Raw genomic sequence first — 19,556 nt, 5'->3', positions numbered from 1 at the left:
CGCAGGGTCAGGGCACCGTCCGCTCCACCGCGGCCCGGCCCAGTTCGGCCAGGTCACGGCGGGCCCGTTCCAGGTTCGCCGGCGTCAGGTCCTGGCCGCGTGCCATCACCAGGTCCTCCGGTTCCCAGGGCTGTTCGGCCCCGGTGCGGATGTCGTCCCCGCCGGCCCCGGTGCCGGTCCCGGTCGCCCCGGTGCCGGCGGCGTACGGGTCACCGATCAGGTCCCCGGTCGGGGCGTCGACCGCCGACGTCCGGCCGCCCGGCTCGACGAACGACGGGTTCGCCGGGTCGACGCCCTCGGCACGGGTCATCCGCGGCACGGTGGAGTCGTCGTCCACCGCGGCGGCCACCTCCGGGCGCTCCTCCAACGGTCGGTTCGGGTCACGATCGGTCATGGTGCCGCCCTCCTGTCCCAGACGCCTTCCCGCGCCCCGGGTACCCCGTCCGGGCGACCCCATGCCGGGCGCGGATCAGACCTCGCGGGCCTCCTCGGTGGTGGGCGGCACCACCGGACGCAGCCACTGCCAGGCCAGCATGAGCAGTCCGAAGACCAGCATCGCCAGCCCGGCCCACAGGTTGATCCGGACGCCCTGCGCCTTGTCGATCTCGGCGGCGGAGTCGAAGAGGCCGACCAGCCCGACGATCACCCCGTACGCGACGAAGAGACCACCGATGACCCGGCGGATGTCGAACAGCCGGGCGGCGGCGGACCGCTTCCGCTCGTCCTCGGTCTCGGCGATCCGCGGGTCGTCCGCCCGCTCGCTGTGCTGGTCCATGTCCTGCGCCTCCCTCTCGTGACGGACCGGGCTCAGAAGACCGGGATGTAGAAGAGCACGGCCAGGACCAGCGCGATCGCGCCGAGCAGCACCGGCGACCGCCACCAGACCTGGTCACCGGCGAGCACGTCGCCCTTCAGGTCGATCCCACCCATGCCGTAGACCAGGCCCGTCAGCTCCTCGGAGCGCTTGGGGCGGGTCAGCGGGGTGACCACCGCGGCCACCACGGCGACCGTGACGAACGCGATGCCCGCCCCCCAGAAACTCTCCTCCAGGTCGGAGTTGAAGTGCACCACGCCGGCCTTGTAGAGCAGGTAGGTCGCCAGCGCGGCCAGGGTGCCCGCCAGCAGCGACCAGAAGCCGGCCAGCGCGCTCATCCGCTTCCAGAACATGCCGATGATGAACGTCGCGAAGAGCGGGGCGTTGAACAGCGAGAAGAGCGCCTGGATGTAGTTCATGATGTTGCTGAACCCGGCCGCGATGAACGCGGTGCCGATGCCGACCACCACGCCGGCGACGGTCGCGATCCGGCCGATCCGGATGTAGTACTCGTCGGACCGGTCCTTGCGGACGTACGCCTGCCAGATGTCGTACGTGAAGACGGTGTTGAAGCCGCTGATGTTGGCGGCCATGCCGGCCATGAACGAGGCGACCAGGCCGGTGACCGCGATTCCGAGCACCCCGTTGGGCAGCAGGTCGCGCATCAACAGCGGGATCGCGTTGTTGTAGACCAGGTCACCGGAGTCGGCGCCCAGCCCCTTGACGGTGACCAGCGCGATCAGACCGGGGATCACGGTGACCACCGGGATGACCAGCTTCGGGTACGCGGCGATGATCGGCGTACGCCGGGCGGCGCTCATGTTCTTGGCCGACAGCGCCCGCTGCACCTCGGCGAAGTTGGTGGTCCAGTAGCCGAAGGAGAGCACGAAACCGAGCCCGAACACGATGCCCAGCCAGTGTGCGCCGAGCGGGTTCGCGGTGCTGCCGGTGCCCTCCCAGGCGTGCAGCCCGGCCTCGCCCAGCTTGGAGTCGCGGACCGACTCCATCAGGCCGGACCAGCCACCCACCTTGACCAGGCCGATGACGGTGATCGGCACCAGGCCGGCGATGATGACGAAGAACTGGAGCACCTCGTTGTAGATCGCGCCGGAGAGCCCGCCGACGGTGATGTAGGCCAGCACGATCGCCGCGCCGACGACGATCGCCAGCCAGAGCGGCCAACCGAGCAGCGCCTGCATGATCAGCGCCAGCGCGTACAGGTTGACCCCGGCGATCAGCACCTGGGCCACCGCGAAGCTGATCGCGTTCAGCAGGTGGGTCGGGCGGTTGAACCGTAGCCGTAGGTACTCCGGGACGCTGCGGACCCGGGAGCCGTAGTAGAACGGCATCATCACGATGCCCAGGAAGATCATCGCCGGCACGGCGCCGATCCAGTAGTAGTGGACCGTCATGATGCCGTACTGCGCGCCGTTGGCGGCCATCCCGATGATCTCCAGGGCGCCCAGGTTGGCCGAGACGAAGGCCAGGCCGGTCACCCAGGCGGGCAGCGACCGCCCGGAGAGGAAGAAGTCGACGCTGGTGCGGATCGCCCGGCGGGCGGCGAAACCGACGCCCAGCACGGTGACGAAGTAGAGCGCGAGGATCCCGTAGTCCAGCGCGTTCATGTCGAGTCTGAGCCCGGCACCGTCCATCGCCCGCCACCCTTCCGCCGCGTCGTCGGCACTCACCGGGCGCGCTATTACCCTTCGTGCGGGCTTTCATGCCGTCCGTCCGGGTCGACTCGACGTCGATCCGACGACGCCCCGGCCGGGAGTGGCTCCGGCCGGGGCGTCGCGTGTCGGTGTCGTCGGGTCCGGCCCGGGTCAGCGGCCCAACACCCGGTCCAGGAAGTCGCGGTACTGGCGGACCGCCACCCGGAGCTGCTCGGTGTCGGCCTCACCGGCGCCCTGCCAGCCACCCAGCCGCTCCTTCTGCGCGGCGAGCGCCTCCGAGAGGGACCGGATCGCCTCCTCGACGAGCGACTGCGCCTCGCCGGCCGCGGCCCGGGGGTCGTCGACGAACCGGAGCTGGACGTCGCGCCACCGGTCCCGGAAGCCCTGGGCGGTGTCCGCCTCGAACAGGGTGGCGGCGTCGCTGGGTACGTTCCCGGTGCCGGGTCCGCCGGCCTCCGCCGCGACCACCGCACCCGCCGTGCCGCCGTCGGTCCCCGTCGCGACCACCGTGTCGGCCGTGCGTCCGTCGGTTTCCTTCGCGACCACCGTGTCGGCCGTGCGGCCGTCGGTCCCCGTCGCGCCCACCGCTGCGGCCGTGCCGTCGGAGGCCGTCGCCACCCCGTCGGCGGCACCGCCGACGGGGTTCCGGTCGGTGGTGTCCCGGTCGAGCGCCTCCGGGGCGCTGCCGCCGGCCGTCCACCGGTTCCCGTCGTGGATCCGGTCCGCCGCGGTGGGGTCGGCCCGCTCGTCGTCGAACGGTTCGGTCCGCCCCGGGGCACCGTCGCCGGGCAGCGCGGTGTGCTCGTCCCGGGCGTCCCGCTCGTCCTGCGGTCCGCCGGCCAGGGCCGACGCGGCGACCGCGTCGCCCACGCTGGTCGCCCCGAAGGCGGTCGGCAGCGGGGCCGGCTCGTGGAACTCCGGCCGCCGGTCACCGTCGCGGTCGGCCACGGTGTCCCGGTCGACCAGTGCATCCCGGTCGGCCACGGTGTCCCGGTCGCTCGTCCGGTCCCGGGTGTCCGCGTCGTCCCGGTCGGCGTGGTCCAGCGGGTACGGGCGGGTGCCGTCCGGGTCGTCGGCGGCCCCCGGCCCGTCGAAGGTGCCCCGGTCGTCGAGCGCGTCCTCGGGCGTCCCGGCGTGCCGGTCCCGGCCGTGCCGGCCGGTGGTGGCGTCCCCGGCGTCCGGGGGCGGCACCGCCACCGGAGTGGACCGGACGACCTCCGGGTGGTCGTTGTTGAGCTGCTGCTCGTCCTGGCGCATGGCGGTGGTCTCCTCAGCGGGTGGTGGCGTCCTGCGGGGTGTCCGGGCGCGGCTGCTGCGTGGGGCGGTGCCCGACCGGTTCCTCGCCCAACAGGTCGGCGAAGAGCGCCCGGTAGTGGACGACGGCCTGGCGGAGGTCCTCGGTGCCGGCCTCGCCGCGCTCGTGACGCAGCCGGATCTCGTGCGCGTCCCGGTAGTGGGTCAGGGTGCGGGCGTGCTCCACGGAGAGGTGGGCGGCCTGCTCGGCGAACTCGCCGGTCGGGTAGCCACGATCGGCGATCAGCCGGCTGACCAGCTCGTCGGCGTCGGTGACGGTCGCGGCCGGGTCGTCGACGAAACGGACCTGGAGTTCCTCCCAGGCGGCGGTGTACCGGGCGCGGTCCTGCGGGTCGAGCGGGGTGAGTTCCAGCTCCGCGTGGCGGCGCTCCCGTTCGCGCAACTCCCGTTCGGCGGCGCCGCGGCTGTCCTGCTCCGCGACCACCCGGTCGTACTCCGGGCCGAACCGGGACCTCAGGGCGCGTCGGCGGCTGGCCACCACGGCCACGGCGACCAGCGCCGCCACCACCAGTACGACGAGAACCAGTAGGACTATCTGCGTGGGCGACATGGCTCCTCCTTCGCCCTGCGGTATTCCCTCCCCGCACTGATCACCAATCCCGATCCGGCGAATTTCCTCCGTCGTCCGCCCACCGGAGGTATGACGAACCGGGCACGGCGTAGGTCCCCGGGGCGATCGGGTGACGAATCCCCGGCAGGTTTTTCCGTCGCCGTACCGGGCGGGCGGTGACCGTCGCGTGAGCCGACGGGCCGGCGTCGATGCCTGATCAACCCGGCTGTGGCCGGTTCCCGCGCCGGTCCACCGCCGCGAACCGGTCAGCGCGGCACCAACGACGCAGCGGTGACGTCGGGGGACGCACGGTAGTGCTGAGCCTCAGGATTACGTATTCTGCCCACGGTGCCGCGCCGGTGCCCGGCGCCGATGCCGGACCCGCCCGGCCGGTGCCGGCGTCACCGCCGACACACCCGCCCAGGCGAGGATTCATGGACACCCGCGACTGGCCGATCCGCGCCAAGCTGACCGCCCTGGTCGTCACCCCGGTGGCCGCCCTGCTGGCGCTCTGGATCTTCGCCACCACGCTGACCTTCGGGCCGGCGCTGGACCTGCTCGCCGCCCGCACCCTGCTGGCGGACTTCGGCCGTCCCGGCGAACGGGTGGTGGCCGAGCTGCAACGCGAGCGCCGGGCCTCGGTGATCCAACTGGCCGGCACCGGCACCCTGCCCACCCTCGCCGAGCAACGGCGACGCACTGACGAGGCGATCGTCGAGCTGCGCCGCAGAATGGGCAGCGAGCAGCTCCGGGACGCGGCCGGCGACCTGCTCGACACCCGGCTCACCGCGCTCGGGGCCGCCCTGGAGGCGCTGCCGGCCGGTCGGGGCTTCATCGACCGCCGGGAGGTCGACCGGGCCGGCGTGATCGGCCTGTACAGCGGCATGATCTCCTCGGCGTTCCAGGCGTTCGCCGCCACCGCGGCCCTGCCCGACGCCGAGCTGAACCGGCAGGCGCTCGCCCTGACCGCGATCGGCCGTTCCCGCGAGCTGCTCGGCCAGACCGACGCGGTGCTGGCCGGGGCACTGGTCACCGGCCGGTTCACCGAGGGCGAGCACCTGCGGGTGGTCCGGACCATCGCCAACGAGCGGTTCCTCGCCGAGACGGCCGTGGCCGATCTGCCGCCGGCCGGCCGGACCGCCTACCAGCGGCTGGTGGCGGGGGAGGCGTTCGTCCGGCTGCGCACCATGCAGGAGCGGGTGCTGGCCGCCGGCCCGTCCGCCGCCCCGCCGGTCGACGCGCGGGAGTGGCAGACCAGTCAGGAGGCCGTCCAACAGGAGCTGCGCGACTTCGAACTCAGCCAGGCCGACCGGCTGGCCGAGCGTTCCGTGCCGGTCGCCGTGACGATCCTGGCCCGGCTCGGTGTCGCCGGAGTGCTGGGGCTGGCGGCGATCGTGGTCTCGGTGCTGGTCGCCTTCCGGGTCGGCCGGACGCTGGCCCGCCGGTTGACCGCGGTACGCGGCGCCGCGCTGGAGCTGGCCGAGCACCGGCTGCCCGACGTGGTGACCCGGTTGCGCCGGGGCGAGCGGGTCGACGTGGCCCGGGAAGCCCCGCCGCTGTCGCACGGCGCGGACGAGATCGGCGATGTCAGTCGGGCGTTCACCGAGGTCAGCCGGGTGGCGGTCCGGTCGGCGATCGACGAGGTGACGCTGCGCCGGGGGTTGAACGAGGTCTTCCTCAACCTCGCCCGGCGTAGCCAGGGGCTGGTGCACCGGCAGCTCGCCGTGCTCGACCGGATGGAGCGCCGCGCCGAGGATCCGGACGAGCTGGCCGAGCTGTTCCGGGTCGACCACCTGGCCACCCGGCTGCGCCGGCACGCCGAGGACCTGGTGATCCTGGCCGGGGCCGCGCCGGGGCGGGGCTGGCGACAGCCGGTCGCCCTGCTGGACGTGCTGCGGGGTGCCACCTCCGAGGTCGAGGCGTACGAGCGGGTGGACATCGGCCGGGTCGAACCGGCCGGGCTGCTCGGCCGGGCCGTCGCCGACGTCATCCACCTGCTCGCCGAGCTGATCGAGAACGCCACCGCGTTCTCGCCACCGGAACGCCGGGTCGAGGTGACCGGGACGGCGACGGCCGACGGCTACCTGGTCGAGATCGTCGACCACGGGCTCGGGATGGCCCCGCAGGCCGTCGAGGACGCCAACCGCCGACTGGCCACGCCACCGGAGTTCGATCCGGCCGACAGCGCCCGGCTCGGCCTGTTCGTGGTGTCCCGGCTGGCTGCCCGGCACGAGGTCGGGGTCACCCTGCGCGCCGGGACACCGGTCGGGCTCACCGCGCTGGTGCGCCTCCCGGCCGACCTGATCACCGATGAACCGGAGATCTCCCCGCCGGCCCGGGACCGACCGGCGACGTCGGTGTCCCGGTTGACCACCCTGCCCCGGCCGCCCCGGACCGTCCCGGAGCGGTCGGAGCAGACCGTGCTGCCGTTCGCCCCGGCCCGTACCTCGTCGGTGGAGGCCGCCGTCGACGGTGACAGCCTGCCCCGGCGGGTCCGGCGACGCGGCCCGGCGGCCCGGCCGCGTACCCCGACGGGGCACGACGCGCCCACCGCCCGCTCGCCCGAGGAGGTGCGGCGGCAGATGTCGGCCCTCCAGGCCGGCACCGCCCGGGGACGTCTGGACAGCAGCGGCGTCCACCCGGTGTCGACGGCCCGGCCCGGCCCGGCCGTCGGCGACGGCCCGGGGCGCCCCGGCGGTGCCGGAGCATCCCCGTCGCCTTCCGGCGACGCTGGAGCATCCCCGTCGCCTTCCGGCGACGCTGGAGCATCCCCGTCGCCTGCCGGCCCGGCGGCGACGCCCGATTCGACCGCGACTGAGAGGGACGCCTAGTGGTGCACACGACACGGCAGAACGCCGACCTCGGCTGGTTGCTCGACGAACTGGTGGACCGGGTGCCGGCGGCCCGGCAGGCGGTGGTCCTCTCCGCCGACGGCCTGTTGCTCGGCGCGTCCGCCGGACTGGAACGCGCCGACGCCGAACACCTCTGTGCGCTGGCCTCGGGTTTCTCCAGTCTGGCCAAGGGGGCCAGCCGGCAGCTCGCCGCCGGGGGCGTCCGGCAGACCGTGGTGGAGATGGAGGAGGCCTACCTCTTCGTGACCGCCGCCGGTCAGGGCGCCTGTCTGGCGGTGGCCTGCGCGGCGGACGCCGACATCGGCCTGGTGGCGTACGAGATGGCGATGCTGGTCGTCCGGGTCGGCGAGAACCTGACCGCGCCGACCAGGGCCGCGGCGGGGATCGCCGATGCGGGCTGAGCAGCCGGGTTCCCAGCACGAGTGGCTGGACGCCGCAGCCGGCCCGGTCGTCCGCCCGTACACGCTCACCGGCGGCCGGGTGCGGCCCGCCGTGGGTGGCTTCGACCTGGTGGCCTTCGTCCTGGCTGCGGCCGGTGTCGACCCGTACGGGCAGTCGGGTCTGCAACCGGAGCACCGCCGGCTGGTGGAGTGCGCCCGGCAGCCGGTGGCGGTCGTGGACCTCGCCGCCGACCTGGACCTCGCCCTCGGGGTGGTCCAGGTCCTCCTCGGTGACCTGATCGCCCGTGGGCTGGTCACCGTGCACCAACCGCCGGCCGCCGCCGGCCTTCCCGACGACGACATCCTCAAGGCGGTGGTCAGTGGACTACGTGCGCTCTGATCGCGATTCCTCAGCGGGCCGGCTCCCGCTGGCCCTCAAGATCCTCATTGCCGGCGGCTTCGGCGCCGGCAAGACGACGCTGGTGAGTGCGCTCAGCGAGGTCCGGCCGTTGCAGACCGAGGAGGTGCTGACCGACGCCGGGATCGGCACCGACGACCTCTCCGGGGTGGAGGGGAAGTCGACCACCACGGTGGCGATGGACTTCGGCCGGATCACCATCACCGACGACCTCCAGGTCTACCTGTTCGGCACCCCGGGGCAGGACCGGTTCTGGTTCCTCTGGGACGAGCTGGCCTTCGGGGCGCTCGGCGCGGTGGTGCTGGCCGACACCCGTCGGCTGGCCGACTGCTTCCCCTCGATCGACTACTTCGAGCAGCGGGGCATTCCGTTCGTGGTGGGCGTCAACTGCTTCGAGGACACCCGCCGGTTCGGCGCCGAGGCGGTCCGGCAGGCGCTGGACATCGAGCCGGAGGTGCCGGTGGTGCTCTGCGACGCCCGGGACCGGCAGTCCGGCAAACTGGTGTTGATCTCGCTGGTCGAGCACGTGGCCCGGCAGCGTGGCGAACCGGTGCCGGTAGGCTGACCCGCCCGGCCCCGGCCCGGCCCGGCTCTGTGGTGCGGTGGGGTCGGGCGGCCCGGCCGCCGGTGGGGCGGGGAAATCCGGGAATCAGGGGTGACGGCCGGCGATTCCGGGAAGCCTGGGGGTCGACGGCGCGGATCGACGGAGGGTGGTTCGGTGACGGGCACGATCGTCCACATCGGCGGTTACACGGCACACACGGGTGGACGCGGGGAGGGCATCGTCGCCGCCCGGCGGGATCCGGAGTCGGGGCGGCTGACCCCGCTCGGCACGGTCGCGGTGACCCCGGCGCCGTCCTTCCTCGTGCGGCACCCGGCCCGGCCGGTGCTGTACGCGGTCAACGAGCTGCCCGAGGGGCAGGTCAGCGCCTTCGACGTCGACGCCGACGGCGGGCTGACCCCGCTGGGGGTGTGGTCCACCGGGGGTGCCGAGCCGGCCCACCTGGCGGTCGCCCCCGACGGCGGGCACCTGTTCGTCGCCAACTACGGCGGGGGCAGCGTCGCCGTGCTGCCGCTGGATGCCCGGGGGGTGCCCGGGGAGCGCACCGACCTGCTGGTCCACCAGGGGCACGGCCCGGACCCGGAGCGTCAGGAGCAGGCGCACTGCCACATGGTGTCGCCCGACCCCGGCGGTGGTCCGCTGCTCGCCGTCGACCTGGGCACCGACTCGATCTACCGGTACGACCTGGACGCCGCCACCGGCCGGCTCGTCCCGCGTGACCCCCGGGTGCGGACGATCCCCGGCACCGGCCCCCGTCACCTGGCCCGACACCCGGACGGTCGGCGCTGCTGGCTCGCCGGTGAGCTGGACGCGACGGTGACCGCCTACCAGGTGACCGACGAGGGGACGCTGCACCAGCGGGGTCGGGTGGACGCGAGCGGGCGGGCCGGTCACGTCCAGCCGTCGGAGATCCTGGTCGGGCCGGACGGCCGGTTCCTCTACCTGGGCAACCGGGGGGTGGGCACGCTGGCGGTCTTCGCCCTCGACGGGGAGCTGCCCCGGCTGGTCCACGAGGTGGACACCGGCGGGGAGTGGCCCCGGCACTTCGCGCTGACCGACGGGCACCTCTATGTGGCCGACGAGCGGGCTGACATGATCCGGGTGTTTTGGGTCGACCCCGACTCGGGCGTGCCGTCGCCGGTGGGCGAGCCGGTGCCCGTCCCGAGCCCGACCTGCGTACTGCCCTGACGTACGGCCGTCTGACGTGCGGCTGTCCGGTATGGACCGGGCCACGTCACGAGATGATTCGACTACGCAGAGTGTCAAAACAGTGATCAACTGTTTCTCCTGCGTAACTTTCGTCCGAACGGTCATGGCAGAAAGCGAACGAGATACGCAAGATGGTCAGCGTGTCTGGCCGCCATCGCATGCGAACAAGTATCCGTGGAGCAGGCGCCGCCGCGGCGGCGACCGCGCTCGTCGTCGTGGTCGGCGGATCCTGGATCGGTTACCAGCAGTTGGCCGGACCGTCCTGTTCCGGTGAGATCCAGCTCGGCGTGGCCGCCGCGCCCGAGGTCGCCCCGGCGGTCGAGGGGGCGGCGGCCCAGTGGGTGGCCGACGGGGCGGCGGTCGGTGGCACCTGCATCAAGGTGAACGTCACCGCCTCCGAGCCGGTCGAGGTGGCCGCCGCGGTGGCCAGCAAGCACGGGGCCAGCCTCGCCGGGGTGGGGCAGGCGAGCGGCACCGCGGTCACCCCCGACGTCTGGATCCCCGACTCGTCGACCTGGCTGCTGCGCCTCAAGAGCGGCGGCGCCACCGCGTTCGCCCCGGGTAACGGGGCTTCGATCGCCCGCAGCCCGGTCGTGGTGGCCGTGCCGCAGCCGGTGGCCACCACCAAGTTCGGCTGGCCCGACAAGAAGCTCACCTGGAACGACATGCTGCGGGCCGTACGCAGCGACAAGCCGATACGGGCCGGCATCGTCGAGCCGACCCAGGACGCCGCCGGGCTCTCCGGCCTGCTCTCCCTCACCGCCGCCGCCAGTGGCGGGGGTGGCGACGCCCAGCAGGCCACCACGGCCGCCCTGCGGGCGCTGGCCACCGGTCGTTCGGCGCTGCGGCAGGACCTGCTGGCCCGGTTCCCGCGCTCCAACGACCCGACGTCCATCGCCAGCGCGCTCGGTGCCGCCGCGCTCTCCGAGGAAGACGTCATCGCGTACAACAACACCAAGCCGCCGATCCCGCTGGCCGCGCTCTACCTGGAGCCGTCCCCGATGCCGCTGGACTACCCGTACGCGGTGCTGCCCGGGATCGACCAGGCCAAGTCGTCGGCCGCGAAGGTGCTCTTCGAACTGCTCACCACGCAGGGCTTCAAGAACCGGCTGGCCGTCCAGTCGTTGCGCGCCCCGGACGGCAACTGGGGCGACGGCTTCAAGGCCCCGCCGGGCGCACCGAGCCCGGCCGGTGGCGGTACGGCCGTGCCCCCGTCCGGCGGGACCGCCGCCGGTGGCCTGGACCCGGTGGCCATAGACCGTGCGGTCTCCGGCTGGTCGATCGCCACCCAGTCCGGTCGGATGCTCTGCGTCATCGACGTCTCCGGCTCGATGAAGACCCCCGTCCCGTCGGCCAACAACGCCAGCCGGGAACAGGTGACCGTGGCGGCGGCCAGCCGGGGCCTGAACCTGTTCGACGACTCCTGGTCGATCGGGCTGTGGACCTTCTCCACCGAGCTGGTCGGCTCGCGGGACTGGCGGGAGATCGAGCCGATCAACCCGCTGTCCGGCAACCGGGGCAAGCTGGAGCAGGGGCTCGCCGGAATCCGCCCGTCCAGCGGCGACACCGGCCTGTACGACACCATGCTGGCGGCCTACAAGACCGTCCGGGACGGCTGGGAGCCCGGCCGGGTGAACTCGGTGGTGCTCTTCACCGACGGCAAGAACGAGGACAAGAACGGCATCTCCCAGTCCACCCTGGTCAGCCGGCTCAAGGAACTCAACGACCCGGAACGGCCGGTGCAGGTGGTCATCATCGGCATCGGTAGCGAGGTCTCCAAGACCGAACTCCAGTCGATCACCAACGTCACCGGCGGCGGCGCGTTCGTCACCGAGGACCCGTCCAAGATCGGTGACATCTTCCTGAAGGCCATCGCGTTGCGTCCGAACGCACCCCGCTGAGCCCTCGCACAGTGCACATGGGCCACCGCATTCGGTGAGAATTGGTGCGGTGGTGGGATTTCTCCGCCTCGGCGGCGAAAGAAAACTGACAGTAATGTGTCCGAAGCAATAGGTGAGCATCATTGTGGGGCAGGATGTCGGGAGCGTTCCGGCCGGCGGCCCCCTCCAGAGGTGAGCATCCGGCTCGGAGCTGACCAGTGTGATGTGGGGGAGGTTGGGTGACCTCGGCGACGCTGTCCACGCCTGTCCGCACCCCGTCGTCGGCACCCGGTGGCCGGTCGACGGGTACCCGGTCCCGGACCAGCCAACGGGGCTACGTACGAACGCTGGTGGTGCTGGACACCGCCGTGCTGTCGTTCGCCGTCCTCGCCGGCTACGCCACCCGGTTCGGCGACGCGGTGCCGCGCGGCTCCGAGATCCCGTACGTGCTGGTCGCGCCGGCCCTGGTGCTGGTCTGGCTGATCTCGCTGAAGGCGCTGCGCTGCTACGACGACCGGGTGCTCGGCTACGGCGCGGACGAGTACCGGCGGGTCAGCGGGGCCAGTCTGCGCCTCGCCGGCGGGGTGGCGATCGCCGGCTACATCTTCGACGTCGGGGTCTCCCGGGGCTTCCTCGGCATCTCCTTCGCCGTCGGCACGGTGGGCCTGGTGGCCACCCGGTTCGCGGCCCGCAAGGCACTGCACCGGGCACGCTGCCGGGGTGACGGTTGGTCCCGCCGGGTCCTGGTGGTGGGGGACACCGCACACGTGCTCGAGCTGGTGCACACCCTGCGGCGGGAGCCGTACGCCGGCTACCACGTGGTCGGCGCGTGCATTCCCGACGCCCTGCTCGCCCCGGTACCGCAGCGGCTCAGCGACGTGCCGGTGGTGGGCTCCCTGCGGGGCATCCCGGAGGCGGCCTGCGCGATCGGCGCGGACACCGTGGCGGTCACCGCGTCCGGCGAGCTGACCGCGACCCGGCTGCGCCGGTTGGGCTGGCAGCTGGAGGGCACCGGGATCGACCTGGTCGTCGCCCCGGCCCTCACCGACGTGGCCGGTCCCCGGATCCACACCCGGCCGGTGGCCGGTCTGCCGCTGATCCACGTCGAGGCGCCCGAGTTCCGGGGTGCCCGCAAGGTGGTCAAGGAGTTCGTCGACCGGTCCGCCGCCGCGCTGGCGCTGGCGCTGCTGCTGCCGCTGGTGGCGGTGATCGCGCTGGCCGTCAAGCTGGACAGCCGGGGGCCGGTGCTGTTCCGGCAGACCCGGGTCGGGCAGGGCGGCCGGGAGTTCGGGGTGCTGAAGTTCCGCACCATGGTGGTCAACGCCGACGCCCTCCTCGCCGAGCTGGTCGCCCGCAACGAGACCAACGGGCTGATGTTCAAGATGCGCGACGATCCGCGGGTCACCCGGATCGGTCGGCTGCTGCGCAAGTGGTCGGTCGACGAGCTGCCCCAGCTGGTCAACGTGCTGCTCGGCCAGATGAGCCTGGTCGGCCCCCGCCCGCCGCTGCCGTCCGAGGTGGCCCGCTACGACGGCGACGTGGCCCGCCGGTTGCTGGTCAAGCCCGGCATGACCGGCCTCTGGCAGGTCAGCGGCCGGTCCGACCTGAGCTGGGAGGACGGCATCCGGCTGGATCTCTACTACGTGGAGAACTGGTCGCTCGCCGCCGACCTGACCATCCTGTGGAAGACCTTCGGCGCGGTGCTGCGGGGCCGCGGGGCCTACTGACCCCCGCCCCCGCCGCCCGGCGTCGGTCCCGGCCCGGCCGGGTCGACGGCCCCGCCCGGTTCACGGCCCGCCCGGTGCACTGCCCCGCCCCGCCCGGTTCACGGCTGCGGGCCGGTCCAGTCCAGGCAGACCACCACCGCGTCGTCGATCAGGTCACCGGCGACGAAGGCGCGCAGGTCGCCGATGAGCGAGCGGACCGCGTCCAACGGCGTCATCGGGCCGGTCCGCCGCAGGAACCGGTCCAGCGCCGTCTCCCCGTAGCGGACGTGCTGGTCGGTCGCGTCGATCACACCGTCGCTGAGCACGAAGAGCCGGTCGTCGCGGCGCAGGTCGAAGCGCTGGGACCGGTAGTCGGTGTCCTCGAACATCCCCAGCGGGAACTGCTTGTCCAGCGTCTGCTCGCTGACCTCGCCGCCGCGCAGCAGCACCAGCCGGGGCGAGCCGGCGTCCACCACCGTCAACCCGCCGGACGCCAGGTCCAGCTCCATCACCAGGGCGGACAGGTGCTGCTCGCCCCGGTGCAGGGCGTAGATCGCCTGGTCGGCCAGGGCGACCTGGTCGGCCAGGTCGAGCCCGCCCCGGCGCGCGTTGCGCAGTGCGTGGGTGGCCAGCGCGGTGAGCATCGAGGCGGCCACCCCCTCACCCGTGCCGTTGATGGTCGACAGCCACAACCGGTCCCCGTCGTCGGACCAGTCGAAGCTGTCCCCGCGCACCGCGTACGCCGGTTCGAGCTGGCCGGCGAGGCGGAACGAGGGCCGGTCCCGACTCCGCCCCGGCAGCAGCTCCCACTGCATCTCGGCGGCGAGGGTGAGCCGGCGGGCCCGGCGGGAGGCGCGGTAGACGTCGGTGCCGGCGGTGACGGCGGCCAACTCGTGCCCCAGGGCGGTGGCGATGCGGGTCAACTCCCCGACGGTCGTCCGGTCGTCGGGCACCGGGCTCAACCGCAGCACTCCGCGCCGTTCGCCCCGCATCCCGACCGGGAACCAGCCGGTGCCGTCGGTGAGCACCGGCTGCTGGTGGTCGAAGCAGCGCCAGCCCGGGTGCCCGGGTGCGGTCAGCGGCTCGCCGTCCCCGAGCGGCAGCAGCACCGACAGCCGGTAGTCGACCTGGAACAGCTCCACCCCGGTGATCCGGTGGGACCGGGCCAGCTGGTCGGCGAGCCGGTCCAGCAACAGGTCCGCCGGCGCCTCGGTCAGCGCCCTTCGGGCCTGGGCCTCGCCTCCGCTGGTCATCACGCCTCCTGACAGCGTAGATCCCCTGGTAAGGGGGGTAGTCTCAAGCTCACCATGGCCGAAGTGAACGGTCCGCACGGACCAGACGTGAGTATGGTCGCCGAGCTGGACGCCGCGACGGGAGCCCTGCTGTCCGTCTGGGAGGCGGCCCGGGAGGGCACCACCAGCCGGTTGTCCAGCGCGCAGTTGCGCGCCGTCATGGTCGTCGAACGGCACGACGGGATCAACCTGCGCCGGCTCGCCACCCTGCTGGACATGCTGCTCTCGTCGGCGAGCCGGCTCTGCGACCGGTTGGTCGCCGCCGGCATGCTGGAGCGGGAACCGGGTCGGGTGGACCGGCGGGAGATCGCCCTGCACCTGACCCCGGAGGCGGTCCGCCTCCTCGCCGAGCTGCGCCGGGACCGCCGGCAGCGGCTCGCCGACGTGCTGGCCGAGATGAGCGGCGAGGGGCGGCAGGCGTTGCTGCACGGGCTGGTGGAGTTCGACCGGGCGGCGCGGGCCCGGCAGCGGGCCACCGGCCCGGTGGCCGGGTTCCGGTCGGCGGCACCCCCGCCGGTCCGACCCCGCAGGTCCCCGGACGGCCCGTCGACGGTCCGCTCGGCCTGACCCCGGCGGAACCGGTCAGGCACCGTCGGCCGCGCAGATGGCCAGCATCGCGATGTCGTCGTGGCTCTCTCCGCCCAGCCACTCGTCGACCAGGCGCAACAGCCGGTCGACCACGGTGGTGGGCGGCAGCCCGGACAGCGTGCCGAGCGCCCGGCGCAACCGGCGCTCGCCGAACATCTCGACCGCCGCCGTGCCGCCGCGCGCCTCGGTCACCCCGTCGGTGTACGCCAGCAGCAGCTCCCCCGGGGCCAGCCGGACCTCGGTCTGGGCGAAGGTCGCCCAGGCGAACGCCCCGATCGGCATCCCGCCCACCCGGACCTCGACGACGCTCCCGTCGGCGCGCACCACCAGCGGGGACGGGTGCCCGCCACCGGCGACGCGGACCAGCACCCCACCACCGGGTTCCGGCTCGGTGGTGCCCAGCAGCAGGGTGGTGAACTGCCCGCGCCGGGCGGTGTCGGGGGAGTCGAACAGCGCCCGGTTGAGCAGTTCGACGAGTTCCCGGGGGCGCTGCTCGACCAGCCGCAGGGTCTGCAACGACTGGCGGACCCGCCCGGTGAGCACGGCCGCGCCGACCCCCTTGCCGCAGACGTCCCCGAGGGCGAACAGCGCGCCGGTGGCGGTGGGGAAGACCTCGTAGAAGTCGCCGCCGATCCGCAGGGTGTCCCCGGCGGCCCGGTAACCGCCGGCGAGGGTGGCCCCCGGCACCCGGGGCAGCCGCGGCGGCAGCAGGCTGTGCTGGAGCACCCTGGCCAGGTGCGCCTGCTCGCCGTAGAGCTCGGCGGCGGCGATCGCGGACCCGGCGCGGGCGGTGAACTCCCTGACCAGGCCGATGTCGCGCTGGTCGAAGCCGGCCCGGTCCGCCCGCCGGACCAGGAGCAACGCGCCGGCCGGCCCGCCGGCGCTGGGCATCGGGGCGACGAGCACGGCGCCGGGGCGGCCGAAGGCCGTCGGTAGCACGGTGGCCAGCGCCGCCGGGTCGGTGTCGAGCCAGGGGCCACCGGTGGCCCCGCCCCCGAGCGCCTCGCCGAGCCGGGGGACCGCACCGGCCAGCTCCGCGCCGCCGGGCACCTCGACCGGGCCGGGTTCGCCGTCGGCGTACCGGAGCCAGCTCGGCGGATCCCCGCCCGGGTGCGGAGGGCGGTGCACGACCAGCGCGGCGTCCGCCAGGTAGGGCACCGGCAGGGTGACCGCGGCCCGCAGCGTCTGTTCCCGGTGGAGGGAGAGGCCGAGCCGGCTGCCGGCGCGGGCCAGGAAGGCGGTGCGGTGACGTTCGGCGAGCAGCGCGTCGGCGCGGGCCTGGTCGTCGGTGACGTCCCGCAGGTACCAGGCGTAGCCACCGGCGGCCAGCGGGCGGCAGGTGCCCCGTAACCGCCGACCGTGGTGCTCGGCGTCGAACGTCCGGGCGCCCTGCGCGACCGCTCGGGCGAGCGCCGGCACGGCACTGCCGGCCAGGTCGGTGCCGGGGGACAGCTCCGGGAGCAGCCGTGCGGCCATCGCGTTGGTCAGGGTGACCCGGCCGGCGTGGTCGGTGGTGAGCACCGCCTCGGCGAGGCCGTCGAGCAACTCCCGGGCGAGCTGCGGGTCGGTCGGTGCCGGCTGGCCCGCCCGGGGGTCGGCCGGCGTGCGCGCCGCCCGGGCACCTGCGCTCACCGGGTCGGCGGACCCGTCCCGGTGGGTCGCCGTCACCGTCGGTGGCCGGGCGCGTCGGCCTGTCGACCTGTGCGCATGCTGGAAGTGCTCTCCTCGGTGGAAAATCGTTGCCGAGGGGAAAGCGTACCGAGGCGGGGCGACGATCGCCCAGCACCCGGTGGTCTCACCCGGGGCGGGACAGCCACCCGGACGGGCGGGCGATGATCCGACGGACCACCGAACCGGCCCCGCCGACGGCGGCGGACTCGGCACCGAGCGCCGCCGGGCGGACCGTCACCGGGGACCAGCCGCTGGTGAGCACCCGGTCGTCGAGTTCGGCCAGCACCGGCGGGCACAGCCAGGGCGCGAGGGTCGCGTATCCGCCGCCGAGCACGACGGTGTCCAGGTCGAGCAGGTTCACCACGCCGGAGACGGCGACCCCCAGGGCGGTGCCGGCGGACCGCAACGCGGCGAGCGCGGCGGGATCGCCGGTGCCGGCCAGGTCGGCCAGCCGGTGGGCGGCGGTGTCGGCGGGCAGGTCCGCGCCGGCCAGCCCGGCCGCCGCCAACACGGCCTCCTGCCCGGCGTACGTCTCCAGGCAGCCCCGGGCACCGCAGCGGCAGGTGGGACCACCCGGGTCCACCGGTACGTGGCCCAGCTCGCCGCTCCAGCCGCGGGCGCCCCGGAACAGCGCACCGTCGAGGACGATCCCGGCCCCGATGCCGATCTCGCCGGAGACGTGCAGGAAACTCTCCGGACCGCCGGGGCGGGCGTGCAGTTCGCCCAGCGCGGCGAGGTTCGCCTCGTTCTCCACCACCAGTGGCGGCACCCCGTCGACCGGGCCGGTGAGGGCGGGGTGACCGGCGAGCAGGGCCGGCACGTCCACGTCCCGCCAGCCGAGGTTGGGGGCGAGCCGGACCAGTCCCCGGGAGTCGACCAGCCCCGGCACGGCCAGGGCCGCCCCGGCCAGCCCGAGCCCGGCGGCGTCGGCGGCGTCGCGCGCCCGTCGGGCCAGGGCGACCAGGGCGGTGAGCGCGTCGGCGGGGGACAGGGGGCGCAGGTCGAGCCGACGTACCTCGTGGTGCCGGACCGCGCCGGTGAGGTCGACCACGCAGGCGGCCAGGTAGTCGACGTTGACCTCCAGACCGAGCCCGGCCGGGCCGGTGTCGCCGAGCAGCAGCCCGCGGGCGGGTCGGCCGGCGCCGGTGCGGGGCGCGGGGTCGGCCTCGGTGACCAGCCGGCCGGCGATCAGGTCGTCGACGACGGCCGACACGGTGGCCCGGGTCAGCCCGGTGTCGGCGGCGATCTCGGCCCGCGACGGAGGCCGGGCGGTGTTGGCGATCCGCCGCAGCACCACGGCGAGGTTGAGTTCGCGCAGGCTTCCCTGGCGGACCGCGCCGACGGTCCGGGTCTCGGTCACCCCTTGACAGTGCCACAGCCCGGCCATTTAATTCAACCACTGAACAAATTGCGGCACCACACCACCGCCACCATCATCACCGGAGGTCTGCCATGGCACCCCGTCCCACCCCCGCCGACAAGTTCTCCTTCGGGCTCTGGACGGTGGGCTGGCAGGCCCGTGACCCGTTCGGCGACGCCACCCGCCCCGAGCTGGACGCCGTCGAGGCCGTGCACCGGCTCGCCGAGCTGGGCGCGTACGGCATCACCTTCCACGACGACGACCTGATCCCGTTCGGCGCCGACAACGCCGCCCGGGAGGCCCAGCTCGCCCGGTTCCGCAAGGCCCTCGACGAGACCGGCCTGGTCGTGCCGATGGTCACCACCAACCTCTTCACCCACCCGGTGTTCAAGGACGGCGGCTTCACCAGCAACGACCGCGACGTCCGCCGCTACGCGCTGCGCAAGGTGCTGCGCAACGTCGACCTCGCCGCCGACCTGGGCGCCAAGACCTTCGTCATGTGGGGCGGCCGGGAGGGCTCCGAGTACGACGTCGCCAAGGACATCCGGGCCGCGCTGGACCGCTACCGCGAGGCCGTCGACGTGCTCTGCCAGTACGTCGTCGACCAGGGCTACGACCTGCGGTTCGCCATCGAGCCCAAGCCGAACGAGCCGCGCGGCGACATCCTGCTCCCCACCGTCGGGCACGCCCTGGCGTTCATCTCCGAGCTGGCCCGCCCCGAGATGGTCGGCCTCAACCCGGAGGTCGGGCACGAGCAGATGGCCGGCCTCAACTACGCCCACGGCATCGCCCAGGCGCTGTGGCAGGGCAAGCTGTTCCACCTCGACCTCAACGGCCAGCGCGGCATCAAGTACGACCAGGACCTGGTCTTCGGCCACGGTGACCTGATGAACGCGTTCGCCCTGGTCGACCTGCTGGAGAACGGCGGCCCCAACGGCGGCCCGGCGTACGACGGCCCGCGTCACTTCGACTACAAGCCCTCCCGCACCGAGGACATCGCCGGGGTGTGGGCGTCGGCCGAGGCCAACATGGCGACCTACCTGCTGCTCAAGGAGCGGGCGGCGGCCTTCCGAGCCGACCCGGAGGTGGTCGAGGCGCTCGCCGCCAGCAAGGTCGGCGAGCTGGCCAGTCCCACGCTGGGCGAGGGTGAGGGCTACGCCGGGCTGCTCGCCGACCGGTCCGCGTTCGAGGAGTTCGACGTGGACGCGACGGCCGCCAAGGGCTTCGCCTTCGTCCGGCTCAACCAGCTCGCCGTCGAGCACCTGCTCGGCGCACGCTGAGGCGGCC

The 19,556-nt window shown here is 73.8% G+C and carries 16 protein-coding genes and 1 pseudogene; 9 read left to right on the top strand and 8 right to left on the bottom strand.

Annotated features, from left to right (window positions below):
* Nucleotides 1-7: 7 nt before the first annotated feature.
* From O7612_RS24325 to O7612_RS24305, 5 genes and pseudogenes are all read right to left on the bottom strand, one after another.
* A complete protein-coding gene (locus O7612_RS24325) occupies nt 8-394 on the bottom strand; it encodes a hypothetical protein (RefSeq protein WP_282267622.1) in 387 nt (128 codons plus the stop codon).
* A gap of 75 nt (nt 395-469) precedes the next feature.
* Nucleotides 470-775, bottom strand: a complete 306-nt coding sequence (locus O7612_RS24320) for a hypothetical protein (protein ID WP_282267620.1) — start codon at nt 773-775, stop codon at nt 470-472.
* Between the two features lie 32 nt (nt 776-807).
* Complete coding sequence (locus O7612_RS24315; protein ID WP_282274032.1) at nt 808-2,466, bottom strand: sodium:solute symporter family protein; 1,659 nt, start codon at nt 2,464-2,466, stop codon at nt 808-810.
* 747 nt (nt 2,467-3,213) lie between these two features.
* Nucleotides 3,214-3,432, bottom strand: a pseudogene (locus O7612_RS29500) (hypothetical protein); the annotation flags it as partial.
* Nucleotides 3,433-3,757: 325 nt separating this feature from the next.
* Nucleotides 3,758-4,351 (bottom strand): hypothetical protein, encoded by a 594-nt coding sequence (locus O7612_RS24305; RefSeq protein WP_282267616.1) that lies wholly within the window; start codon nt 4,349-4,351, stop codon nt 3,758-3,760.
* A 434-nt stretch (nt 4,352-4,785) separates the two neighbouring features.
* On the opposite strand from O7612_RS24305, the gene O7612_RS24300 reads away from it, so the two are divergent.
* The 7 genes from O7612_RS24300 to O7612_RS24270 all read left to right on the top strand — a co-directional run bounded on the left by O7612_RS24300 (nt 4,786) and on the right by O7612_RS24270 (nt 13,379).
* A complete protein-coding gene (locus tag O7612_RS24300) occupies nt 4,786-7,182 on the top strand; it encodes a nitrate- and nitrite sensing domain-containing protein (RefSeq protein WP_282267614.1) in 2,397 nt (798 codons plus the stop codon).
* Nucleotides 7,182-7,604: a roadblock/LC7 domain-containing protein gene (locus tag O7612_RS24295; RefSeq protein ID WP_282267613.1), complete on the top strand. Its 423-nt coding sequence runs from the start codon at nt 7,182-7,184 to the stop codon at nt 7,602-7,604. Before O7612_RS24300 ends, O7612_RS24295 begins: the two co-directional genes overlap by 1 nt.
* Complete coding sequence (locus O7612_RS24290; protein ID WP_282267611.1) at nt 7,594-7,983, top strand: DUF742 domain-containing protein; 390 nt, start codon at nt 7,594-7,596, stop codon at nt 7,981-7,983. The genes O7612_RS24295 and O7612_RS24290 overlap by 11 nt, the downstream gene beginning before the upstream one ends.
* Nucleotides 7,964-8,566: an ATP/GTP-binding protein gene (locus O7612_RS24285; RefSeq protein ID WP_282267609.1), complete on the top strand. Its 603-nt coding sequence runs from the start codon at nt 7,964-7,966 to the stop codon at nt 8,564-8,566. Before O7612_RS24290 ends, O7612_RS24285 begins: the two co-directional genes overlap by 20 nt.
* A 153-nt stretch (nt 8,567-8,719) precedes the next feature.
* Nucleotides 8,720-9,751: a lactonase family protein gene (locus O7612_RS24280; protein WP_282267608.1), complete on the top strand. Its 1,032-nt coding sequence runs from the start codon at nt 8,720-8,722 to the stop codon at nt 9,749-9,751.
* 179 nt (nt 9,752-9,930) lie between these two features.
* The gene (locus O7612_RS24275) at nt 9,931-11,673 is read left to right on the top strand and encodes a substrate-binding domain-containing protein (RefSeq protein ID WP_282267606.1); all 1,743 of its coding nucleotides are present in this window, start codon (nt 9,931-9,933) and stop codon (nt 11,671-11,673) included.
* A 218-nt stretch (nt 11,674-11,891) separates the two neighbouring features.
* Nucleotides 11,892-13,379 carry a sugar transferase gene (locus O7612_RS24270; protein ID WP_282267604.1) on the top strand — a complete coding sequence of 496 codons (1,488 nt, stop codon included), beginning with the start codon at nt 11,892-11,894 and terminating at the stop codon, nt 13,377-13,379.
* Between the two features lie 98 nt (nt 13,380-13,477).
* On the opposite strand, the gene O7612_RS24265 is transcribed toward O7612_RS24270, so the two are convergent.
* A complete protein-coding gene (locus O7612_RS24265; protein ID WP_282267603.1) occupies nt 13,478-14,611 on the bottom strand; it encodes a PP2C family protein-serine/threonine phosphatase in 1,134 nt (377 codons plus the stop codon).
* Nucleotides 14,612-14,704: 93 nt separating this feature from the next.
* Here O7612_RS24265 and O7612_RS24260 point away from each other — a divergent pair, with 93 nt between their 5' ends.
* A complete protein-coding gene (locus tag O7612_RS24260) occupies nt 14,705-15,217 on the top strand; it encodes a MarR family transcriptional regulator (RefSeq protein WP_282274031.1) in 513 nt (170 codons plus the stop codon).
* Between the two features lie 15 nt (nt 15,218-15,232).
* Here O7612_RS24260 and O7612_RS24255 read toward each other — a convergent pair whose 3' ends face one another.
* Both O7612_RS24255 and O7612_RS24250 read right to left on the bottom strand, forming a co-directional pair.
* Nucleotides 15,233-16,870: a PP2C family protein-serine/threonine phosphatase gene (locus O7612_RS24255; protein WP_282267602.1), complete on the bottom strand. Its 1,638-nt coding sequence runs from the start codon at nt 16,868-16,870 to the stop codon at nt 15,233-15,235.
* A 163-nt stretch (nt 16,871-17,033) separates the two neighbouring features.
* Nucleotides 17,034-18,296 carry an ROK family protein gene (locus tag O7612_RS24250; protein ID WP_282267600.1) on the bottom strand — a complete coding sequence of 421 codons (1,263 nt, stop codon included), beginning with the start codon at nt 18,294-18,296 and terminating at the stop codon, nt 17,034-17,036.
* A gap of 65 nt (nt 18,297-18,361) precedes the next feature.
* Between O7612_RS24250 and xylA the strand changes: the two genes are divergently transcribed.
* Nucleotides 18,362-19,549, top strand: a complete 1,188-nt coding sequence (gene xylA / locus O7612_RS24245) for a xylose isomerase (protein ID WP_282267598.1) — start codon at nt 18,362-18,364, stop codon at nt 19,547-19,549.
* Nucleotides 19,550-19,556: the final 7 nt, after the last annotated feature.

The organism is Micromonospora sp. WMMD987 (assembly GCF_029581435.1).
GTDB lineage: Bacteria > Actinomycetota > Actinomycetes > Mycobacteriales > Micromonosporaceae > Micromonospora > Micromonospora rifamycinica.
Note: the sequence above shows the minus strand (reverse complement) of the source record. Positions and strands in the feature narration are given on the sequence as shown.